The organism is Thermoflavimicrobium daqui (genome assembly GCF_003313465.1).
GTDB classification, from domain to species: Bacteria; Bacillota; Bacilli; order Thermoactinomycetales; family Thermoactinomycetaceae; genus Thermoflavimicrobium; species Thermoflavimicrobium daqui.
In genome coordinates, this window is sequence record NZ_KZ845665.1 from 402,055 (window position 1) to 420,066 (window position 18,012).

Below are 18,012 nucleotides of genomic sequence, written 5' to 3' on the forward strand. Positions count from 1 at the left end.
TCTTATGAAAAAAATACGATCCAATTCAAATGAAAAGGGATTTACTTTGGTAGAGATGATCGTTGTTTTGTTTATTATTGGTTTAGTTGTAGCTTGTGCGATTCCTAATTTAAAGGCAGCTGGAGAGACAGCGAGGGAGAGAGTGGATCAAATGAACCGAAAGCTAATTAGTGCTCAAGCAGATAACTATTATCTCGAATATGGTGAGTATCCAGCATCGGTTCAAGAATTAGTGAAGAGAAATTTTCTTCGTTCAGAACCAGAATGCCCTGGTGGTAAGGGAAAATATATTATTCATCGTTCACCAAATATTTCAAGTGAAAAGCGAGTCACTTGTGAAAAAGATGGAAAATAAGTTGATTCAAGATGAATCAGGTTGGACTCTGATTGAAATTATTCTGATTTTATTCTTATGGGGTAGCTGGCTTTGGATGGTGTATCCTACTGTAAGTCATATTGGAGATCGTTTAGAGCGTGAAATGTTGTTAGAATTACTAGCATCAGAACTCCAATTAGCACAAACGGAAGCAAAGAGTCGACAGCAAGAGGTGGAAGTTATTCATTCGGCAAAAAAGATTCAGATAGTTCAAGCCGAGCGCTCAATACGCTTAGTGGAACTCCCCAAACAATATCAACTGAAAAGTAATTACCCTAAACAAAGAATCGTTTTTCGTAAAACAGGTCAAGTACGAGGAGGGACAATGAAGCTATTTCAGGGCAAGCACATGGTGGGAATGATTAAAATACAAGTTGCTTCAGGACGATCAAAGGTAGAGTGGGAAGGGAATGAATGATCATAGAAAAGGGGAAAAAGGGTTTACCTTAGCCGAAGTCATAACTTCATTGATGATATTCGGTTTGGTTCTTTCATTTGTTGTTCCTATCTACCAAAATCTCAAAAAGCAAAGTGATGAGCATATCATTGAAGTAGAAGCTCAGATAAAATTACAAGAAAAGTTGGAAAATATCTTAGCGGATTCATTCGAAAATAAACAGGATAAAGGAAATGAGTTTCAACGAAGTAAAATTAAGCCCAATTTAACATATCAACTTCATTGGTATAAAAAACTTAGACGAACTGGGCTATGGCAAATTCATGTGGAGGTACAATGGGAAGATCCATCCAAGCGAAAGAGAAAACTAAATCTACAAACATCTCGCTATATACCTATATGAAAGAGCAAGGATTTACTTATATCGAACTGATCATTTCATTATCGATTGGGTTGCTTTTGATCCCTGCATTTTATTTTTGTGCACAATTATTAGAAAAAGAAGTAAAACAAATGATGGGACAAGCTCGTCTCTCTATGGAGTATCAACAATTTCTCCATGATTTTCAAGATGAGGTTAAACAAGGAACAAACTTTCGTACAGTACAAGGAGCCTTATTATTTGATTTGCCCACAGGTGATACCGTTCGCTATGAGCTTAAAAAAAGGCAAATAATTCGTAGTATCAAAAAAGAAGATGAAGTAAGGTTTCAAGGAAGAACTATTCTTTTAAGCCATGTCTATTTTGTTCTTTTTAAACCTGAGCGCTCAGGAGTGAGTTTAGAAATAGGATTACAGAATTGGTATGCAGACTTCGAAATGAAAATCTTTATTTATGGGAGAGATCGAGAGATTTATGAGAAAAAATGAACAGGGCATGATCCTTCCTATTGTACTGGCGGTCTCTATACTGCTATTTATCCTATTTACTTCCTTTTTATCTCAAATTGCTCGCAGTCATCAAGTGAAAAAGTTATATATTGAATCATCCCGAGCTCAGTATGCAGCAGAGAGTGGAATTGCTTGGAGACAAGCTCAGCTTGCAAGAAATAGCCAAGATTTAAAAGTCGCTTATACAAAAACAGATGATATTCGTGTAAAAACAGAAGTAACCTATTTGGAAAATGTCCATTCGTTTCAGGTCAAGGCAACTGCATTTGCTCGTTATGGAGTAAATCAAACAGTCATTGCTTTGCTCGAACCGGATACGCTAGAGATTTTACGTGTAATGCGGTAATATGAGCGTAAAAAGAAAGAAGAGAAATGGATCTATGACTAAACAACATGTGATCTTAATCGGACTAATGGGAACGGGTAAAACAACGGTTGGACAAGAATTACATAAACGAATCGCTTATCCATGGGTGGATACGGATCAAGCACTAGAAAGCAAATGGGGATTTTCAATTGCTAGGTATTTTGCCCAATACGGAGAAGAGGCATTTCGCAAGGAAGAAACAACCATATTAAAAGCAATATTGGATGGACCACCTTCAATCATTACCACAGGAGGAGGTATTGTGCTTAGACAGGAAAATTGTGAATGGATGCGGCAAAAGGGTTGGGTTATTCATCTTACTGCTCATCCAGAAGTACTGATTCAACGTCTGTCTCATGATCAGTCACGTCCACTTCTCTTGGGAAATGTAGCGGACAAAATATGGCAATTGATAAAGGAGCGAAAAGGAAAATATGATTTTGCAGACATAACCATTGATACTAGCAAGCAGACCATTGATGGTGTTATACAAGAAATCATTCGAGAGTGGCAGAAGTTTAAGCGATAAATAAATGGGTCATCCTAATGGATGAGGTGGAATACAATGTCTTTTAAAGATTGGATTCAATATTTACTTGGACGGATCATCTGGTACATGGAGACCCCAAAAGAACAACGTAAAGAAGTGAAACAATCACAAAAGGAAAGTTGGTCTGTTCGTTGGTTTGGTTTAATTCCTTTATCGATTAAAATGTATGTTCATAAACAGCGTTCGCGAATCCGAGGTGGATAAAGATGGGAGAAAAAGCAAAACAACCTTTTCAACTACTGAATGTAAAAGAACACCCAGATGCACTAAAGATGATCACCGAGTTTGAGCGAGAGTTAAATGATGCGGTAAAAGGAAATGTTGCTTTGGTAGCATATATAGATAAAGAACAAAAAAGTTAAACTTTCTTGATAAAAAAGGAGCAAATGGCTCCTTTTTTGATTGAGAAGATATGATATACTGTATGGCGAGTAATTGATTTTCATGGTTTTAATTTGATGTGAGGAATTAAAGGAGCGAATGCTTCATGACTTATGGTACAGAAGTCAAGACAATAACCCACCGTACCCAAACAAGAGCGGTAAAAGTGGGGAATGTACAAATCGGTGGAAATGATCAAGTTGTTATTCAAAGTATGACTACAACCAAGACACATGATGTAAAAGCAACTGTTGCAGAGATTCATCGTTTGACAGAAGCGGGATGTCAAATTGTTCGTGTAGCTTGCCCAGATATGCGAGCAGCTGAAGCAATCCCTGAAATTAAAAAAGAGATTTCTATCCCGTTGGTAGCAGATATCCACTTCGATTATCGCTTAGCATTAAAAGCAATCGAAGGTGGTATTGATAAAATTCGCATTAACCCAGGGAATATTGGAAAGCGGGAAAAAGTAGAAGCTGTGGTTCAAGCTGCTAAAGATCGTGGGATTCCTATTCGTATTGGGGTAAATGCGGGCTCTTTAGAAAGACGAATATTAGAAAAGTATGGATATCCTACAGCTGATGGAATGGTAGAAAGTGCTTTATACCACATAGGAATATTAGAAGAACTGGACTTTCATGATATCATTGTTTCACTCAAAGCTTCAGATGTACGTCTGGCGATTGAGGCTTATCGAAAAGCGGCTGAGACATTTAATTATCCACTTCACTTGGGTATTACTGAATCAGGAACACTATTTTCTGGAACGGTAAAAAGCGCTGCTGGTCTTGGAGCTCTTTTATCCATGGGAATTGGATCAACAGTTCGAATTTCACTAAGTGCAGATCCAGTTGAAGAAGTAAAGGTTGCACGTGAGTTGTTAAAGTCATTTGGCTTAGCTGCAAATGCAGCAACTCTGATCTCATGCCCAACTTGTGGTCGGATTGAGATTGACCTTATTCGGATCGCCAATGAAGTTGAAGAATATATCTCAAAAATCCAAGCCCCCATTAAAGTATCAGTCCTTGGATGTGCTGTTAACGGTCCAGGTGAGGCCAAAGAAGCAGATATTGGTATTGCTGGGGCTCGTGGTGAAGGATTGTTATTTAGACATGGGGAAACCATTCGTAAAATCCCTGAATCTAAAATGGTTGAAGAGTTGAAGAAAGAAATTGATAAACTAGCTGAAGAATATAAGCGTTATGGTACTATAGCTGGTAAAAAAAGATAAGTATATTTTGGATAATGAAGTGAGTGCATCCGCATACTATGGTTGGACCTATGGAGAAGGAGGGACATCGTGGAGCGATTTGCACTCTCTTTAGTTATTATTGGTGCGATTAACTGGTTGCTAGTTGGAATATTCCAATGGGATTTAGTTGCTGCGATTTTTGGTGGAGATATGATTCGTTCATCTTCTCCGCTCGCACGTCTAATCTATACATTGGTCGGACTGGCAGGATTGTATGCGATCAAATTCTTATTTAATCAACGAGAGTCTGTAAATAATCAGCAGGAAAAATAGATCAAAAAAGAATTTAAAAAGGCGATACCTATCGGATTATGGTATCGCCTTTTTATATGGCGCTATTTCCGTCCTTGGACATATTTAGCATTAAATAAGAATAAGCGAAGAAGTAGATATAGAGAAGGTATTAATAAACATAGCCCTGCGATAAAGGCAATCACTAAGGCCCATCCCATTGTGGAATTCGTTAAGGCACTTTGAATCGTGATATATGGATAAAGTAGATAAGGAAGGTGGCCAAATCCATATCCATAAAAAGCGAAGGCAAACTGTAACATAACAAAAGTAAAAGCCAGCCCGAGTCGCTTTTTTTTCCAGATCAAATAGATAGCAACGAAAAAGCAGATCAGAGAAGCCACAAACATCCAAGCAATATCTAACATAGAACGAAAATGTTCTGGATTATGCTTGGATATTCCCCAAAAAACCAATAAACTGGCTAAAATAGTGGGACCACTCCAAAATAAGGCATATCTTCGTAGTAAGTCTCGAGCTTGGATATCATTAGCTTTATCTGCATAAAAGGTAAGAAAACTAGCACTGATATAAAGAATACTTACTAAAGCAAGGAATACGACCGACCATGAGTAAGGGCTCATCAATAGGCGGTCTGCGTGAAAAACTACATTTTCCCCAACTTTTTCAATAAAGCCTCCTTCTGAGATGGTAAGTACTGTAGAGAGAGAGGCAGGAATAAAGAGACCTGTTATTCCATACAGAAACATATATATTCGGCTTTTACGTGCTCCATAGTTGGCAAAAGCATAAAATGAACCACGTATAGAAAGGAGTAATAAAGCAATTCCCCCAGGAATGAGGAGGGCTGTTCCATAATAATAAGCAGTATCTGGAAAAAAGCCGACTAGACCTACAAAGAAAAAGACCAAAAATACATTTGTTACCTCCCACACAGGAGAAAGATAGCGATCAATAATTTGACTGACAATGTGTTCTTTTTTGGTTAACATGCTGTAATAACTGAAAAAGCCTGCACCAAAGTCGATTGAAGCAATAATGACATAACCATAAAGAAAAGTCCAAAGAACGGTAATTCCAATCAGTTCAAGTGGCATTTTTCATCCCTCCAGACGAATGGGATGCTATTTTTTCTAATTCAGCCTCGGGACCTTTATTTCGAAATAGGCGAATTAATACCATTGACGCAATCAAAGTTAAAGCAATGTAAAGGGCTGTAAACAAGTAAAACATGGAATCAACCTGGGTAGCGGTCGTAGCTGCCTGATCTACACGCATGATTTTATTAATAATCCATGGTTGGCGACCTACCTCAGCATAGATCCATCCTGCTTCAATAGCGATAAAAGCAAGTGGTGCGCCTAACACAATGGACCGAAGTAACCATTTATTCCACTCATTTCTCTTTTTTCGTATGAGGCAAAATAGGAAGAGTCCTGAAACAATTAGTAAATAAACACCGATTAGAACCATAATATCGAATAAGTAATGAATATAAAGAGGCGGCCATTCATCACGTGGAATATCTTTGAGACCGATTACCTTACCGGATGGTGTGTTATGAGCTAGAATACTCAATACATTTGGGATCACAATCGCATTTTTAACTTCAAGTGTTTTTTCATCAAGTGTACCACCAATGATAAGTGGTGCATGTGTTTGTGTCTCAAAATGCCATTCTGCTGCAGCTAGTTTTGCTGGCTGATGTTTGGCTAGAAATTTACCGGATAGATCACCTGCGATGATGGTTAAAATCGCTAACACAAATCCAGAAATCATCGTTAAACGAAGTGCCTTTTTATAATAATCATGCTTTCGACCTTTGAGAATGTGATAAGCAGCAATTCCAGCGAGCAGAAAGCCACTGGTAAGATAGGCTGATGAGACGACATGAGCGACTTGGCTCGGGGTTGAAGGATTAAGCATAGCAGCAATGGGGTCAATATCTGATATTTTCCCCGTTATTTTATCTAGCTTAAATCCTTGGGGTGTATTCATAAAAGCGTTAACAGTAGTAATAAAGACTGCTGAGAGGGTTGAACCAATTATAATTGGTATGGATGTAAGCCAATGATAAATAGGATTTTTAAAACGATCCCAAGTGTAAAGATAAATTCCAAGAAAAATAGCTTCAAAGAAAAAAGCAAACGTTTCTAAAAAAAGGGGGAGACTGATAATATTTCCGACTAACTTCATAAATTGTGGCCATAATAGCGAAAGCATCAATCCAATACAAGTACCCGTTACAACACCTACAGCAACAGTGATGACAAAACCACGTGTCCATCTTTTGGCCATTAAGATATAATGTGGATCTTTTTTGTAGATTCCCCATCCCTCAGCCAGAGAGATAAAAATAGGGACACCTACCCCAATCGTGGCCCAAATAATATGAAAGCCTAATGTTTCCGCTGTTAACAGTCGACTCCACATAACTGAATCCATGGGTATTCGACCTCCCTCTACCTTATTTCTTCCATTACACTTGTATCATATGAAATAGGTGTTACTTTGTACATTATTTCACGTTCTTTGTCACTTAAGTTTCATAAATAGCATAAATTAGATGGCCATATTGTTTAATTATGAACATAATCGGGTAATATAATCGTTTAAGCTGTTTTAATGAGTGGCTGATTAATGCAAACATCCTCTTAAAGTAATAGGTTTAACCTTACCCAAATTGATACAAACTAAGGGCGAAGGAAGTGGTACGGATGATACTTAAGATAATTGTGATGCTTTTTTTATTAAGTCAAAACATTGTATATACCCCGTTCTCTTACCCTTATTCGCCTATTTTTACATTATATTTTCAGGATCAGGAGTGGTCTCTTTCTTTGAATGATGTTGGCTTTGATGGAATCGACCCAACTACCCTTGACCGACAAGCGTTTCGTAGTTGGTTACATTTGGTTGTAGAAAAAGAAGTGAATCATCCTCCGAAATCAGCTACTTTTCATAATCGCCATATTGTCCCACATAAACTGGGAAGAAAAGTAGATCGGAAGAAAATCGAATATTGGTTAGATCATATCCATGAATATATGGATCGGCGATTAGAGTTACCCATCATCTATACAAAACCTCTAATCACTACAGAGAAATTAAAGAAATTAAAGGAGAAAAAGCTAAGTTCTTATAGTACAATATTTGATGAAAAAAATGAAAGTCGATCAAAAAATATATATTTATCATCAAAAGCAATTGACCATCATATTCTATTACCAGGAGAAACTTTTTCTTTTAATAAGGTGGTGGGAATTCGGTCATTAGAACGTGGTTATCGTATTGCTACCATTATTGTGAAAGGAGAGTATAGTGAAGGTATTGGAGGTGGAATTTGCCAAACATCTTCTACTCTCTTCAATAGTGTAGATCAGGCAGGCTTAAAGATTATAGAACGTATTAGCCATAGTAAAGAGGTAGCCTATGTTCCTAAAAATAGAGATGCTACAGTTTCTTGGGGAGGACCTGATTTTCGATTTCAAAATCAATTAAATAAACCGGTTTTAATTGTTTCAACAGTAAAAAAAGGGAAAATAACGATTGAGATATTTAGTTCGAAAACCATTCGGTATACACCTAAAAAAGTTCCTACTCCTCCAAAGTCTGTCTTATTATTGAATTAAAAATAGGGGTAATACATCGCTTAGGAAAGAAATATCTATCTAAAAAAGTAAAAAAAGGCTATAAAATGGTAAATCCTATCAATTTACTAGAATTACATAGAATTTATAAAAAGACTTTGTTATAATAGCTCCCGTCTTCTCCTTAATGAGATTGTTGCATAAAGCACCAGGATTATAGAATACATGATAAGTCATTTGTCACTGGGGTTCTATGGGCGAATGGCTGGCGAATTATGCAACAACCTCCTTAAAGAAAAAAATATGGACTTAGGGGGAATGGGATGTCTAGAAGGATTGGTATAAGTTTAGCTGTGACTTTTTTACTCGTATTTGTGGGAGCTTTTGTGGCGATAGCCATGGAAAAGAAAGTGGAAATTGCTTTTAGTGATCAATCAGGAGAAGTAGAAATAAGTGGTTATTATGATACACTATCCGAAGCATTACAAAGTGAAGGCTATAACCCAGCTCAGTTAAAGAAGAAATATCAACCAAATATCTCTTGGGAACAGGAGTTGCATGATAATGCCAAGGTATTTCTTGCTTGTAACTGTGAAGTAACCATCAAAGAAAATGGAAAAGTCAAAGAAAAAATCAAAACAACACAACCAACAGTAGGTAAACTTCTAGAAGCACAAAATATTAAGTTGACTAAATGGGATGATGTTTATCCAAAACCGAAGCAGAAAATTGAAAATGGTATGACTATTACCATGAATAAAGTAGAAACAAAAGTAAAAAAAGAGGTAAAAGTAACTCCATATCAAGTGAAAAAAGTGAAAGATTCGAGCTTACCTATGGGAACAACCAAAGTACAAACGGTCGGAAAAGAAGGTAAAGAAATTTTTCAAGTCACAACATTGTATAAGAATAATCAACCGATTAAAGAAAATGGGAAGATTATTGAACAAAGAAAACGTATTGAAAAAACGGATGTTGTTCATCAAGTGATTAAAATAGGAACTAAAAAGGAAACATCAAAATCACTTTCAAAGAAAGTAACCTCTAGTAAAGCGGGTTGTCGTACTCTAAGTGCAGAAGTAACCGCATATACTTATTATCTAGGTGAAAATATTACTTATGCTGGAGCTCCGGTAAAACGAGGAGTTATTGCTGTAGATCCAAAGGTGATTCCGCTTCATTCGCGTATTTATGTCCCAGGTTATGGCTGGGGGACAGCACTAGATACAGGAGGAAGAATTAAAGGAAATATTATTGACGTATTTATGGAATCAAAACAAGAAGCACTTGACTGGGGTAAACCTAATAAAACGATTAAAGTTTGTCCACCTAAATAACATAGGAATCAATGATGATGCATAAGTTGTACTAGGATACCTGTAATAAACACTATTACAGGTATTTTTTGTACTTATTTTGTCCAAATGGAGAATACTTTATTGCGATTTTGTAGATTTAGTTCAAATCATACGTTCTCGACTTGTCCGACTAATATTAATGGTATAAAATACAAATAGTTGTTTAAAGATTAGATGCCAGGCTATACATATTAATCAAAATGCTTGGTCTATTTCCATATTGGAAATGAAAATAAAGGGAATCTTTTCCTTTTATTTCAAAAGGTTTTCTATCAGGGGGAATGTGATGAAAAAAAGTGTAATCATTGGTGTAGCAGTACTTGTAATCGTGTTGATCTCTGGAACTGCCGCAGCATTCGCCATGAAGAAAAATGTTGAGATTACGTTTAGTGATAAAGCTGAACAGGTGAAAATTAGTGGGTATTATGACACACTTGCTGAGGCACTCAAAGGTGAAGGACATAATGTCGATCAGCTAAAAAGTCAATATAAGCCCAGTGTTCCATGGGACCAAAAATTAAGTAGTAATACCAAGGTAAACTTTATTTGTAATTGTGAAGTGACCTTAAAGGAAAATGGGACAGATAAGGGAAAAATTAAAACAACCGAACTCACTGTTGGAGCCTTTGTACAATCGCAAAAGTTAACTGTTAGCAAATGGGATCAAGTTAAACCAGCATTAGACCAGAAAATAACGAATGGACTCACCATTACGATTGATCGAGTTGAGACGAAGATTACTAAAGAAGTAAAAGAAATCCCATTTGAAGTAAAAGAAGAAAAAGATCCTGAACTTTCCAAAGGAAAAAAAGTTGAAAAAACGCAAGGGAAAAAAGGAAAAGAGATTTATCAAGTAACTAGCCTCTTTAAAAATGGCCAGCCTGTTGAAAAGGATGGGAAACCGGTCGTTGAAAAGAAATTGGTTGAAAAAGTGGAACCAGTCGCTAAAGTCGTTAAAATTGGAACAAAGCAAGAACAGGAAAAAGTTGAAAAGAAAGATGAGCCAAAACAAGATGAATCAGGTTGTAAAGTGATGAGCGGGTTTGAATCAACCGCATATGATGGATCTGTTGGTAGTATAACAGCAACAGGTGCACCAGTAGGTCATGGTGTGATCGCTGTTGACCCCAGTGTGATTCCACTATACTCTCGAGTTTATGTTCCTGGTTACGGTTGGGGAAAAGCTCTAGATACTGGTGGTGTTATTAAGGGTAAAATTATAGATGTATTTATGGTAGATCCAAGTAAAACCAGAAAATGGGGTCGGAAATACAATCTCACCTTAAAAGTATGTCCACCTAAATAAATCACTCGCTACCTACAATGTAAAAAATACATTGTAGGTTTTTTTTTGCCAAAAATACTTGGATTAGTAGTGTCGATTAACCAGAATACGTAGCGAACTCGACTCATCTCTGTTTTACATCATCGGTCAAATGACGAAAATATGCTCTCTACCTCTTTCATTATTATGCTAGTCGATCCTACTGTAATTAGATACACTTTTCTAAAATATCTTTGTCTAATGCGAAATTTTCATATATACTGGAAGAAAGGAAATCTGCATTTGAGGTGTATCCATGGTAGGTCGTAATGTTCCTTGTCCATATGGTAACGGTCACAAACATAATTATTGCCGTGAGAGAGTAATTACGATTGTACAAGCCGAAAAAAAACGTGAGCAAAGAGACAAAGAGTATAAAAATAGTTTTTTATTGGATTTAACTAATTGGTTTAAAGGGAATGTGAAATTAAAGGAACAAATAAAATGGGCTAACCATTTTAAACAGCTCCTACATCTGCCTCTTGACCAATCTATCCCCCAAAATTTCGTTTCTTCCTTTCAATCTTGGCTTATATTTGATGCCCCGTGTATTTTGAAAAGAAGACCTGTGGAATTTTGGATGTTACACAAGCGTGAAGAGTTACTAGGAAAGGAAAGGGTGGTTAATAGTTTAATAAATGCTCAGTTTACCTGTTACGAAGTTTTAAAAGTCGGGAAAGAAAGTATGGTTTTCCGATCACTAGTGGATCAGGTAGAATATGAAGTGATAAAAGAGAATGATTTTATTTCAGAAGAAAGCATTCTTTTTACCCGGTTGATTCGTATAGGTAAACGATATGAGATATGTGGACCATTTATATCCTTTATGCATGAGATGAGAGGGGAGATACTCGTGCAGCTAGAGAAATACAATCATTTAGAAGAAGAACATCAAGAACTCTCGGCTAGGGAACACGGTTGGAAGGTACTCGGCTGGTCAATTCAACGGGCTAAAGAACTAGAAAAAATCGAAAAGCTTGTCTCTGCTTCTCCAGAAATGTTCGAAAGTATGCGTGAAGAAATGTTACTAACAACGATTGAAGCAAAGTCTGAGCATCCGGGTTTACCGATTCAAATCATACAACAATTGGAACAGTTTTATGTTACGCAAGTTGCACCACTGCAAAAAATAACCCAAACCTTTTATAGTCACTCACTAGAGATGCTTTATCAATATCTCTCCTTACGCTTTGGACAGTCGTTTGACTGGTCTTCGTTAAATGAGGATTATCTAAATCATTATTTTAGTGTATGGTATCTAGAACATGCAAAAACCACTCCTGCTACCTCTAAAATCTTCCTAAATACTTCGAAGCATCTTTTTCGCTGGCTTTATAGTCAAGGAATAAGTAATGTATATTTAACTTTTAAAAAGGTGTATATTTCCTTAATTCGGAGTCTGCCTATTACAATTGAAGCAAGAAGATGGATTTGGGAGAATGGTTTACGACCGATCAATGAAGATCATAGTAATCTCACAGCAGATATGTTTATGCTAGCTGTTTCTTCTGCGGGTCCTGTCTTATTAGTGAAAAATAAGTGGAAGCCCATTTATTTGCGAGGGTTTCCAACGATTTGGTCAGACTACCGCTTTTGGGTCAGAGGGTTGATACAGTCAGATGAAAATGGATGCTCATTTGTACAAGTGGAAAATTTATATCCCATGGTAACGTTGCTAGATGCTTCTTCAAACGAAAATCAAGTGCTTGGACATAAGTAAAAGATGGCCAGTTGTGATGTAGTTGGCTGTCTTTTTATTTTGGGATTGAAATAGAAGAAAATGATCATAATAAAGATACACTTGGCGAAAGAAAAAACGCTTTTACTTTGTAAAACTAATCACAAACTCCGTCAACGAAAAGGTATGAAAGTATTATAAAAAGCGTATGAAGTTCAGTCGCCTAAGTGTAGATAACAAAGAGTGCCTTTTCCATCAGAGGTGCTCTTTGTTCGTTTTTTATGGATGGAGAAAATCAAAAAAGGGTAATGTATTAAGAGTATGTTTCAACATTTAATTATAGCTTGAATTGCCACTATATAAAAATGGGATCATTTTTGAAATAAACAGCTATTCACTAATCATAGGCTGGAAGTAAGTTCAACAGATCCATAATGATTAATTTAGAGGGTAGTCTTAAAATAATAATGAATCATATTTACAAGGTAGGAAGTGAAACATGGGAAAAGCAGATTTACATGCACATACAACAGCTTCAGATGGTTTATTTACTCCATCTCAGTTAGTACAGCATGCACAAAGTCTAGGAATACAAGCTGTTGCGATAACTGATCATGACACGGTAAGTGGAATAGCGGAAGGACTGGAAGCAGGAAAGAAATTAGGTATCCAAGTGATTCCCGGAGTCGAACTCAGTACTCTATGGAATGGGAAAGAAATTCATATGTTAGGATATTATATTCAATTTGATAATGAAAATTTCCGTACATTACTTATGAAACAACGTAATACTAGAAAATTGCGTAATGAAATGATGATTAGGAAGTTAAATGAACTAGGTATTTCAATTTCTTTGGAAGAAGTGAATCAAAAGAAAAAAAGCTCTTCGAAGGAGCTCAACGTTGGTCGACCACATATAGCAGAAGTACTTATTGAAAAAGGGATAGTCGGGTCGATGAATGAAGCTTTTGATAAGTATTTGGGGAAAGATGGACTTGCCTATATCACTCCGGAGCGGATAAGTCCGTTTGAAGCAATTGATCTTGTTAAGCAAAATGGAGGAGTGACCGTACTTGCTCATCCTGGACTGTATCAACAAGACGATCTAATTCCTCAATTAGTTCAACATGGCTTAATAGGTATAGAGGTTAATCATCCTGATCATACAGCAGAAGATCGTAAACGTTACCAAGAGATTGCTACTAAGTATCAATTGATTACAACGGCAGGTTCTGATTTTCACGGGGAACGACAAGGTTCCATGTATCATGCAGAGCTTGGAACATGTACAGTTGACATCAGTCAAGTTGCTGCATTACAAAAAAAGTCTGGCTCGAATAAGTAGAGGTCAATTTGGCATCTGAAATTGTTTAACATTCTAATTTAACTAAGCCCATGTAAAAGAAAAAGGCGTTTAACCATTTTGTTAGACGCCTTTTTCTTTTATATAGGTTTTGTTGTTTCGATCTTACAGATTGATTCCTTTTTCACTATTTAACGTTTCTTCAACAGAAAGGATTGGTAATTGACCCAAGATTTATTTTCTAATTGATATAATAGATGAAAACGATCGATGAGTGATGTCAGCGCAAAAGAATGCATTCGTAAGCTTCCATAAACATCATGAAGTTCATCTTCGGACATCTTTTGTCCAATAGTGAGATGTGGAATAAAGTCATAAGTTGGCTTGTGAGAATCTAATTCTTTAAGTAGCTGCTGATGAAGATGGATAATAGGCTCTTGGTTTTCAATGGATAAATAAATGGTAGGACTTGTTGGAAAGAAGTGAGATACTTTTTTCATTTCAATGGTAAAGGAATCCGTATTTTTGGCGATTTCCTCAAACTTAGGAATCAGGGAGAGCATCTCATTTTCACCTAGCTCAAACTTCTCGATAATCGTAATATGAGGAGCTATAAAGTTATAATGAGGATCATATCTTTTTCGATAAGAGTTTACGATATCTTGTACATGTTGTTGTGGAAATAAAGCAATACCAAAGTACATTAAAATCCCTCCTCAGTAAATGAAAAGGCGCTGCTTCTTTCTATTATATCGTAAATCGTTATTCATATTGAAGGGTAAATCTTTTTACAATCGTATTGTATTCGGGTTATAAAATTCATATTATTCACACGAATAATTAGACCAAAGAATAACCTCTTTTGAATGAGTATTTTACTTTATAAAGGCTCGAATATGTTAAGATACATATACCGATAGCAAAATGGACTTGGGAGGAATGACCATTGAGACGCATTCATAGTAATGAAGTAAAAATGGCAGCGATGCAAAAGCTGAAAGATCGAGGAGTGACTATTGAAGCTATCGCTGAGATCGTTCATGAAATGCAGTCACCTTATGCTCCCGATTTAAAGATGGAAAGCTGTGTAGAAAGTGTCTTAGCTGTTTTAAATAAAAGAGAAATTCAACATGCTATTCTCGTTGGGATTGAACTGGATTTGTTGGCTGAAAAAAATATGTTGTCAGAGCCGTTATTATCATTGGTTCGTAATGATGAAGGTCTGTTTGGTTGTGATGAAACTTTAGCATTGGGTTCTGTATTTGGTTATGGAAGTATTGCTGTAACGACTTTTGGTCATTTGGATAAACATAAAATAGGGCTTATTAAACAACTAGATACCAAAAAAGGTGGCCCCATTCATACTTTTATGGATGATTTAGTGGCTAGTATTGCAGCTGCGGCTTCTAGTCGATTAGCCCATCGTATGCGTGATGAGGAAGAGTCTCTTAATGATTTGGGGAAAGCGAGTACAGATCAACACGTTAGTTGAGAATGATATTTAATAAAACATAAGAAAAAAAGAAGCTGTTAGCTATATGATGCTACAGCTTCTTTTTTAGAGCATAGGATGTGATTTTGATACAAGTTGAATCGTTTTTTTATCTAGTTTGGTTATAGAAATAACCAGAGTAGAGCATCATATGCGAGTAGATATCTAAGATGAAAAGTAAGGTTAGTTAGGAGGAAAGCTAATGAATAATCGTTGGGTTTATTGGGCTAGACTATATGATTCTCGTTTCCAAGCGAAATGCTTAGCAACACGTATGTTAGAAGACTGGTGGGTATATGGTTATGACTGTCCTGAAGAAGTAGAAGTATTTCGTTCGAAAAATGGCAGATTTGGTGTAAGATACTCTTGGGGAAAAAAATAAAAAAAATGCTTGCACTTTTTATCAATATGATATATATTATTAATTGTCACTGCTGATAAACAAATACCTTATCACTGGCGCGGGGTGGAGCAATTGGTAGCTCGTCGGGCTCATAACCCGAAGGTTGCAGGTTCAAGTCCTGTCCCCGCAACCAATCTTGGAGCTGTGGTGTAGAGGCCTAACATGCCTGCCTGTCACGCAGGAGATCGCGGGTTCGAATCCCGTCAGCTCCGCCATATGCCCGGGCCTATAGCTCAGTTGGTAGAGCAGTCGGCTCATAACCGATCGGTCACAGGTTCGAGTCCTGTTGGGCCCACCATGAGTATACGGGCAGTTAGCTCAGTGGGAGAGCGCTACCTTGACACGGTAGAGGTCGCTAGTTCGATCCTAGTACTGCCCACCAACCAAACCCCTTGAATATCAAGGGGTTTTTTGTTTTGCATGGGATTTAATTAGGTGGAAATCGGGCAATTGACCACATTTTGACCACGCACTTAAGTGAAAGATTGGAGCTAACTGACTTTTTAAGCATGATGAAACTTAATAATTAATTTATGACTGGATTAGGAGGATCACCAATCATCATCGTTTCACCTCATAAGTAATTTTTCTTGTCCACGAAGCTATTACATTGGAAATTCATACTTTTTAGTTTAATCAGGTGGATCAGACTCAAATTTAAACATCATATCACCTCTTTTGATATTATAATTTAATTTTCCTCTTAATCAGAATAGTAAAACTATTTTATTGGTTTAAATAACTTATATTAATTGAGTTGTATTTTTATATCATAAATAAAACTCTTCATCAAAAGGGGTTGACATTTCTGACAAAATGGGCATTTTTTTATTAAAATTAATCATTGTATGATAAAGATAGAACAATTAATCCCGAATCTTGGAAGACCGGGATTGATTATTAGTAAATTTTTTAGTTGTTATTTAATGCCTTACTGAAGTTTTGAGCAGCCTTTTCTTGCATAGTTGGGATTACATGACTATAGATGTCTAAAGTAATGCCAGTTCGACTATGTCCAAGCCTTTCGCTAACTACTTTGGGATGCTCTCCGAGTTGAAGCATAATGGTGGCGTGCGAGTGCCTGAGATCATGGAATCGGATTCTAGGTACACCGCTTTCTTTGATCATTCTGTCAAAATGGCGAGTTAAATTTCGGGGGATCATGGGTGTTCCTAAGCTTGTGCAAACCACCAGATCGTGATCTTGATAAGCGTGTCCGAGCTTTAAGCGGTTTTCATTTTGTTTACGTTTGTGTTGTTTTAAAGCTTGGATGACATCAGGCGTAATTTGGATGTTTCTTTTGGAGCCTTTTGTTTTTGGTTCTTGAAAAATCAGTTCTTTACTGGTTCGAGCTAGTACGTTTTTTACACTAATTCTCCCTTGTTCGAGATCACAATCTTTCCAGCGAAGTCCTAGAATCTCACCTTTTCTCATCCCAGTATAGATCGCGAGTAAGTAAGCGACGTGTAAAGGCTCATTTTTGGTGTAATGAAGAAATTGGTTCACTTCTTGAATCGTCCATGTTTGTTTTTCTTTTTCTTCTGTTTTTGGTGGTACGACTAAGCTGGTAGGATTGCGGGGGATCAATCTCTGTGCTTTTGACTGAGAATGGGTTTATTGATTCGGGATATGATTCAGTTGTTTTGAAGAGTATTGATAAATTAAAATGGATTGCAAAATCGCATGTTGTGGTTCTAGAAAAAGTATTTAATTGGAAAAGAGATAAAAATCGAAATTTGGACGGGAATAATCTTGGTAACATATCTAAAACTAACGATTTGTTTAGTTCTTTAAGTCTGAAACGAAAATATGCATCAGATAGAAAGGCAATATCTCATGAAATAATATGGAGATATTGTCTTTCTTCATATTATAAATGGAAAAACTTGAGTCCCTATCACGATCTCAAGTTTTCCTATTTATCCACTATTACAAAGACTTTGAACACTTGCTACAAAAGGTCTCCCTTTTTTCACGCTAAATCTACCACTACAGATAATATAAGGAGCCCATCCTTGGTGATATAAGCTTACGGCAGTACAGATCTTACCATCTAGAAATTTGATATTTCCTCTTGTGCCTGCAAGCACAATAATCGCATCAGCTTTGTGAAGACGATCCCGTAATGCAAATTGCCTTCCTTTTAAATAGAAAAAAAACCAAACTACTAGTAATAACAAGATAAAACTGATAAGAAGCAATATAGTTTTCATTTCACTCACACTCAGCAAGTACGTCGCTCAAATCAGCAACGTACCTATCCTTTCTCCATGAAGTTTGTAACAAGTTATCATGTAATGCTCTTATTCTACTTATAATCTTACATGATCCAGCTGAGCGGGCAAGGGTAAAAGCATCTTGTGCGTTATGAACACAAGCATCAAGGATACCAAGTCCA

22 protein-coding genes and 4 tRNA genes are annotated in these 18,012 nt (G+C 36.6%); 21 read left to right on the forward strand and 5 right to left on the reverse strand.

The genetic code is table 11. The features are described from left to right. Window positions 1-4 precede the first annotated feature (4 nt). From DL897_RS07525 to DL897_RS07565, 10 genes are all read left to right on the forward strand, one after another. Window positions 5-355: a competence type IV pilus major pilin ComGC gene (locus tag DL897_RS07525; RefSeq protein WP_113658531.1), complete on the forward strand. Its 351-nt coding sequence runs from the start codon at window positions 5-7 to the stop codon at window positions 353-355. After that, window positions 336-794 (forward strand): hypothetical protein, encoded by a 459-nt coding sequence (locus DL897_RS07530; protein ID WP_113658532.1) that lies wholly within the window; start codon window positions 336-338, stop codon window positions 792-794. The genes DL897_RS07525 and DL897_RS07530 overlap by 20 nt, the downstream gene beginning before the upstream one ends. Further along, window positions 787-1,176, forward strand: a complete 390-nt coding sequence (locus DL897_RS07535) for a type II secretion system protein (protein ID WP_113658533.1) — start codon at window positions 787-789, stop codon at window positions 1,174-1,176. Before DL897_RS07530 ends, DL897_RS07535 begins: the two co-directional genes overlap by 8 nt. Beyond that, window positions 1,110-1,643, forward strand: coding sequence for a competence type IV pilus minor pilin ComGF (locus DL897_RS07540; RefSeq protein WP_145962205.1), 534 nt, complete (start codon window positions 1,110-1,112; stop codon window positions 1,641-1,643). The genes DL897_RS07535 and DL897_RS07540 overlap by 67 nt, the downstream gene beginning before the upstream one ends. Further along, entirely contained in the window at window positions 1,630-2,010 is a 381-nt protein-coding gene (locus tag DL897_RS07545; RefSeq protein ID WP_113658535.1) for a hypothetical protein, read from the forward strand. Before DL897_RS07540 ends, DL897_RS07545 begins: the two co-directional genes overlap by 14 nt. A 34-nt stretch (window positions 2,011-2,044) precedes the next feature. Further along, window positions 2,045-2,560 carry a shikimate kinase gene (locus tag DL897_RS07550; protein WP_168188700.1) on the forward strand — a complete coding sequence of 172 codons (516 nt, stop codon included), beginning with the start codon at window positions 2,045-2,047 and terminating at the stop codon, window positions 2,558-2,560. A gap of 36 nt (window positions 2,561-2,596) precedes the next feature. Further along, window positions 2,597-2,785 (forward strand): YqzE family protein, encoded by a 189-nt coding sequence (locus DL897_RS07555; protein WP_168188701.1) that lies wholly within the window; start codon window positions 2,597-2,599, stop codon window positions 2,783-2,785. Between the two features lie 2 nt (window positions 2,786-2,787). Next, a complete protein-coding gene (locus DL897_RS18185; protein WP_168188702.1) occupies window positions 2,788-2,943 on the forward strand; it encodes a hypothetical protein in 156 nt (51 codons plus the stop codon). 125 nt (window positions 2,944-3,068) lie between these two features. Beyond that, complete coding sequence (gene ispG / locus DL897_RS07560) at window positions 3,069-4,193, forward strand: flavodoxin-dependent (E)-4-hydroxy-3-methylbut-2-enyl-diphosphate synthase (RefSeq protein ID WP_113658538.1); 1,125 nt, start codon at window positions 3,069-3,071, stop codon at window positions 4,191-4,193. Between the two features lie 69 nt (window positions 4,194-4,262). Continuing rightward, window positions 4,263-4,487, forward strand: coding sequence for a DUF378 domain-containing protein (locus DL897_RS07565; protein WP_113658539.1), 225 nt, complete (start codon window positions 4,263-4,265; stop codon window positions 4,485-4,487). Between the two features lie 62 nt (window positions 4,488-4,549). Here DL897_RS07565 and DL897_RS07570 read toward each other — a convergent pair whose 3' ends face one another. Together DL897_RS07570 and DL897_RS07575 are read right to left on the reverse strand one after the other, a co-directional pair. Continuing rightward, window positions 4,550-5,563 carry a cytochrome d ubiquinol oxidase subunit II gene (locus DL897_RS07570; RefSeq protein ID WP_113658540.1) on the reverse strand — a complete coding sequence of 338 codons (1,014 nt, stop codon included), beginning with the start codon at window positions 5,561-5,563 and terminating at the stop codon, window positions 4,550-4,552. Next, window positions 5,553-6,911, reverse strand: a complete 1,359-nt coding sequence (locus DL897_RS07575; protein ID WP_113658541.1) for a cytochrome ubiquinol oxidase subunit I — start codon at window positions 6,909-6,911, stop codon at window positions 5,553-5,555. Before DL897_RS07575 ends, DL897_RS07570 begins: the two co-directional genes overlap by 11 nt. A 272-nt stretch (window positions 6,912-7,183) precedes the next feature. Between DL897_RS07575 and DL897_RS07580 the strand changes: the two genes are divergently transcribed. From DL897_RS07580 to DL897_RS07600, 5 genes are all read left to right on the forward strand, one after another. Then, window positions 7,184-8,098, forward strand: coding sequence for a VanW family protein (locus DL897_RS07580; RefSeq protein ID WP_240627295.1), 915 nt, complete (start codon window positions 7,184-7,186; stop codon window positions 8,096-8,098). Window positions 8,099-8,379: 281 nt separating this feature from the next. Continuing rightward, window positions 8,380-9,393 (forward strand): 3D domain-containing protein, encoded by a 1,014-nt coding sequence (locus tag DL897_RS07585; protein WP_113658542.1) that lies wholly within the window; start codon window positions 8,380-8,382, stop codon window positions 9,391-9,393. A 307-nt stretch (window positions 9,394-9,700) separates the two neighbouring features. Continuing rightward, window positions 9,701-10,720: a 3D domain-containing protein gene (locus DL897_RS07590; protein WP_168188703.1), complete on the forward strand. Its 1,020-nt coding sequence runs from the start codon at window positions 9,701-9,703 to the stop codon at window positions 10,718-10,720. Window positions 10,721-10,994: 274 nt separating this feature from the next. Continuing rightward, complete coding sequence (locus DL897_RS07595; protein ID WP_113658544.1) at window positions 10,995-12,458, forward strand: hypothetical protein; 1,464 nt, start codon at window positions 10,995-10,997, stop codon at window positions 12,456-12,458. A 457-nt stretch (window positions 12,459-12,915) separates the two neighbouring features. After that, window positions 12,916-13,761, forward strand: a complete 846-nt coding sequence (locus tag DL897_RS07600) for a PHP domain-containing protein (protein ID WP_113658545.1) — start codon at window positions 12,916-12,918, stop codon at window positions 13,759-13,761. Between the two features lie 149 nt (window positions 13,762-13,910). Here DL897_RS07600 and DL897_RS07605 read toward each other — a convergent pair whose 3' ends face one another. Continuing rightward, complete coding sequence (locus tag DL897_RS07605; RefSeq protein ID WP_113658546.1) at window positions 13,911-14,423, reverse strand: 2'-5' RNA ligase family protein; 513 nt, start codon at window positions 14,421-14,423, stop codon at window positions 13,911-13,913. Between the two features lie 272 nt (window positions 14,424-14,695). Between DL897_RS07605 and DL897_RS07610 the strand changes: the two genes are divergently transcribed. The 6 genes from DL897_RS07610 (at window position 14,696) to DL897_RS07635 (ending at window position 15,996) form a co-directional block, all read left to right on the forward strand. After that, on the forward strand, window positions 14,696-15,211 hold the full coding sequence (locus tag DL897_RS07610) for a phosphatidylglycerophosphatase A family protein (protein ID WP_113658662.1): 516 nt from the start codon (window positions 14,696-14,698) through the stop codon (window positions 15,209-15,211). 202 nt (window positions 15,212-15,413) lie between these two features. Further along, a complete protein-coding gene (locus tag DL897_RS07615) occupies window positions 15,414-15,593 on the forward strand; it encodes a hypothetical protein (protein ID WP_113658547.1) in 180 nt (59 codons plus the stop codon). 78 nt (window positions 15,594-15,671) lie between these two features. After that, a tRNA-Met gene (locus DL897_RS07620) sits at window positions 15,672-15,747 on the forward strand. A 5-nt stretch (window positions 15,748-15,752) separates the two neighbouring features. Further along, window positions 15,753-15,829 (forward strand) — tRNA-Asp (locus tag DL897_RS07625). A 7-nt stretch (window positions 15,830-15,836) separates the two neighbouring features. Beyond that, window positions 15,837-15,912: transfer RNA gene (locus DL897_RS07630), tRNA-Ile, on the forward strand. A 9-nt stretch (window positions 15,913-15,921) separates the two neighbouring features. Beyond that, window positions 15,922-15,996, forward strand: a tRNA-Val gene (locus DL897_RS07635). A 530-nt stretch (window positions 15,997-16,526) separates the two neighbouring features. Here the strand turns inward: DL897_RS07635 and DL897_RS07640 are convergent. Continuing rightward, window positions 16,527-17,201 (reverse strand): site-specific integrase, encoded by a 675-nt coding sequence (locus tag DL897_RS07640; protein WP_113658548.1) that lies wholly within the window; start codon window positions 17,199-17,201, stop codon window positions 16,527-16,529. Window positions 17,202-17,533: 332 nt separating this feature from the next. After that, on the reverse strand, window positions 17,534-17,827 hold the full coding sequence (locus DL897_RS07645) for a YdcF family protein (RefSeq protein WP_113658549.1): 294 nt from the start codon (window positions 17,825-17,827) through the stop codon (window positions 17,534-17,536). Between the last annotated feature and the right edge of the window lie 185 nt (window positions 17,828-18,012).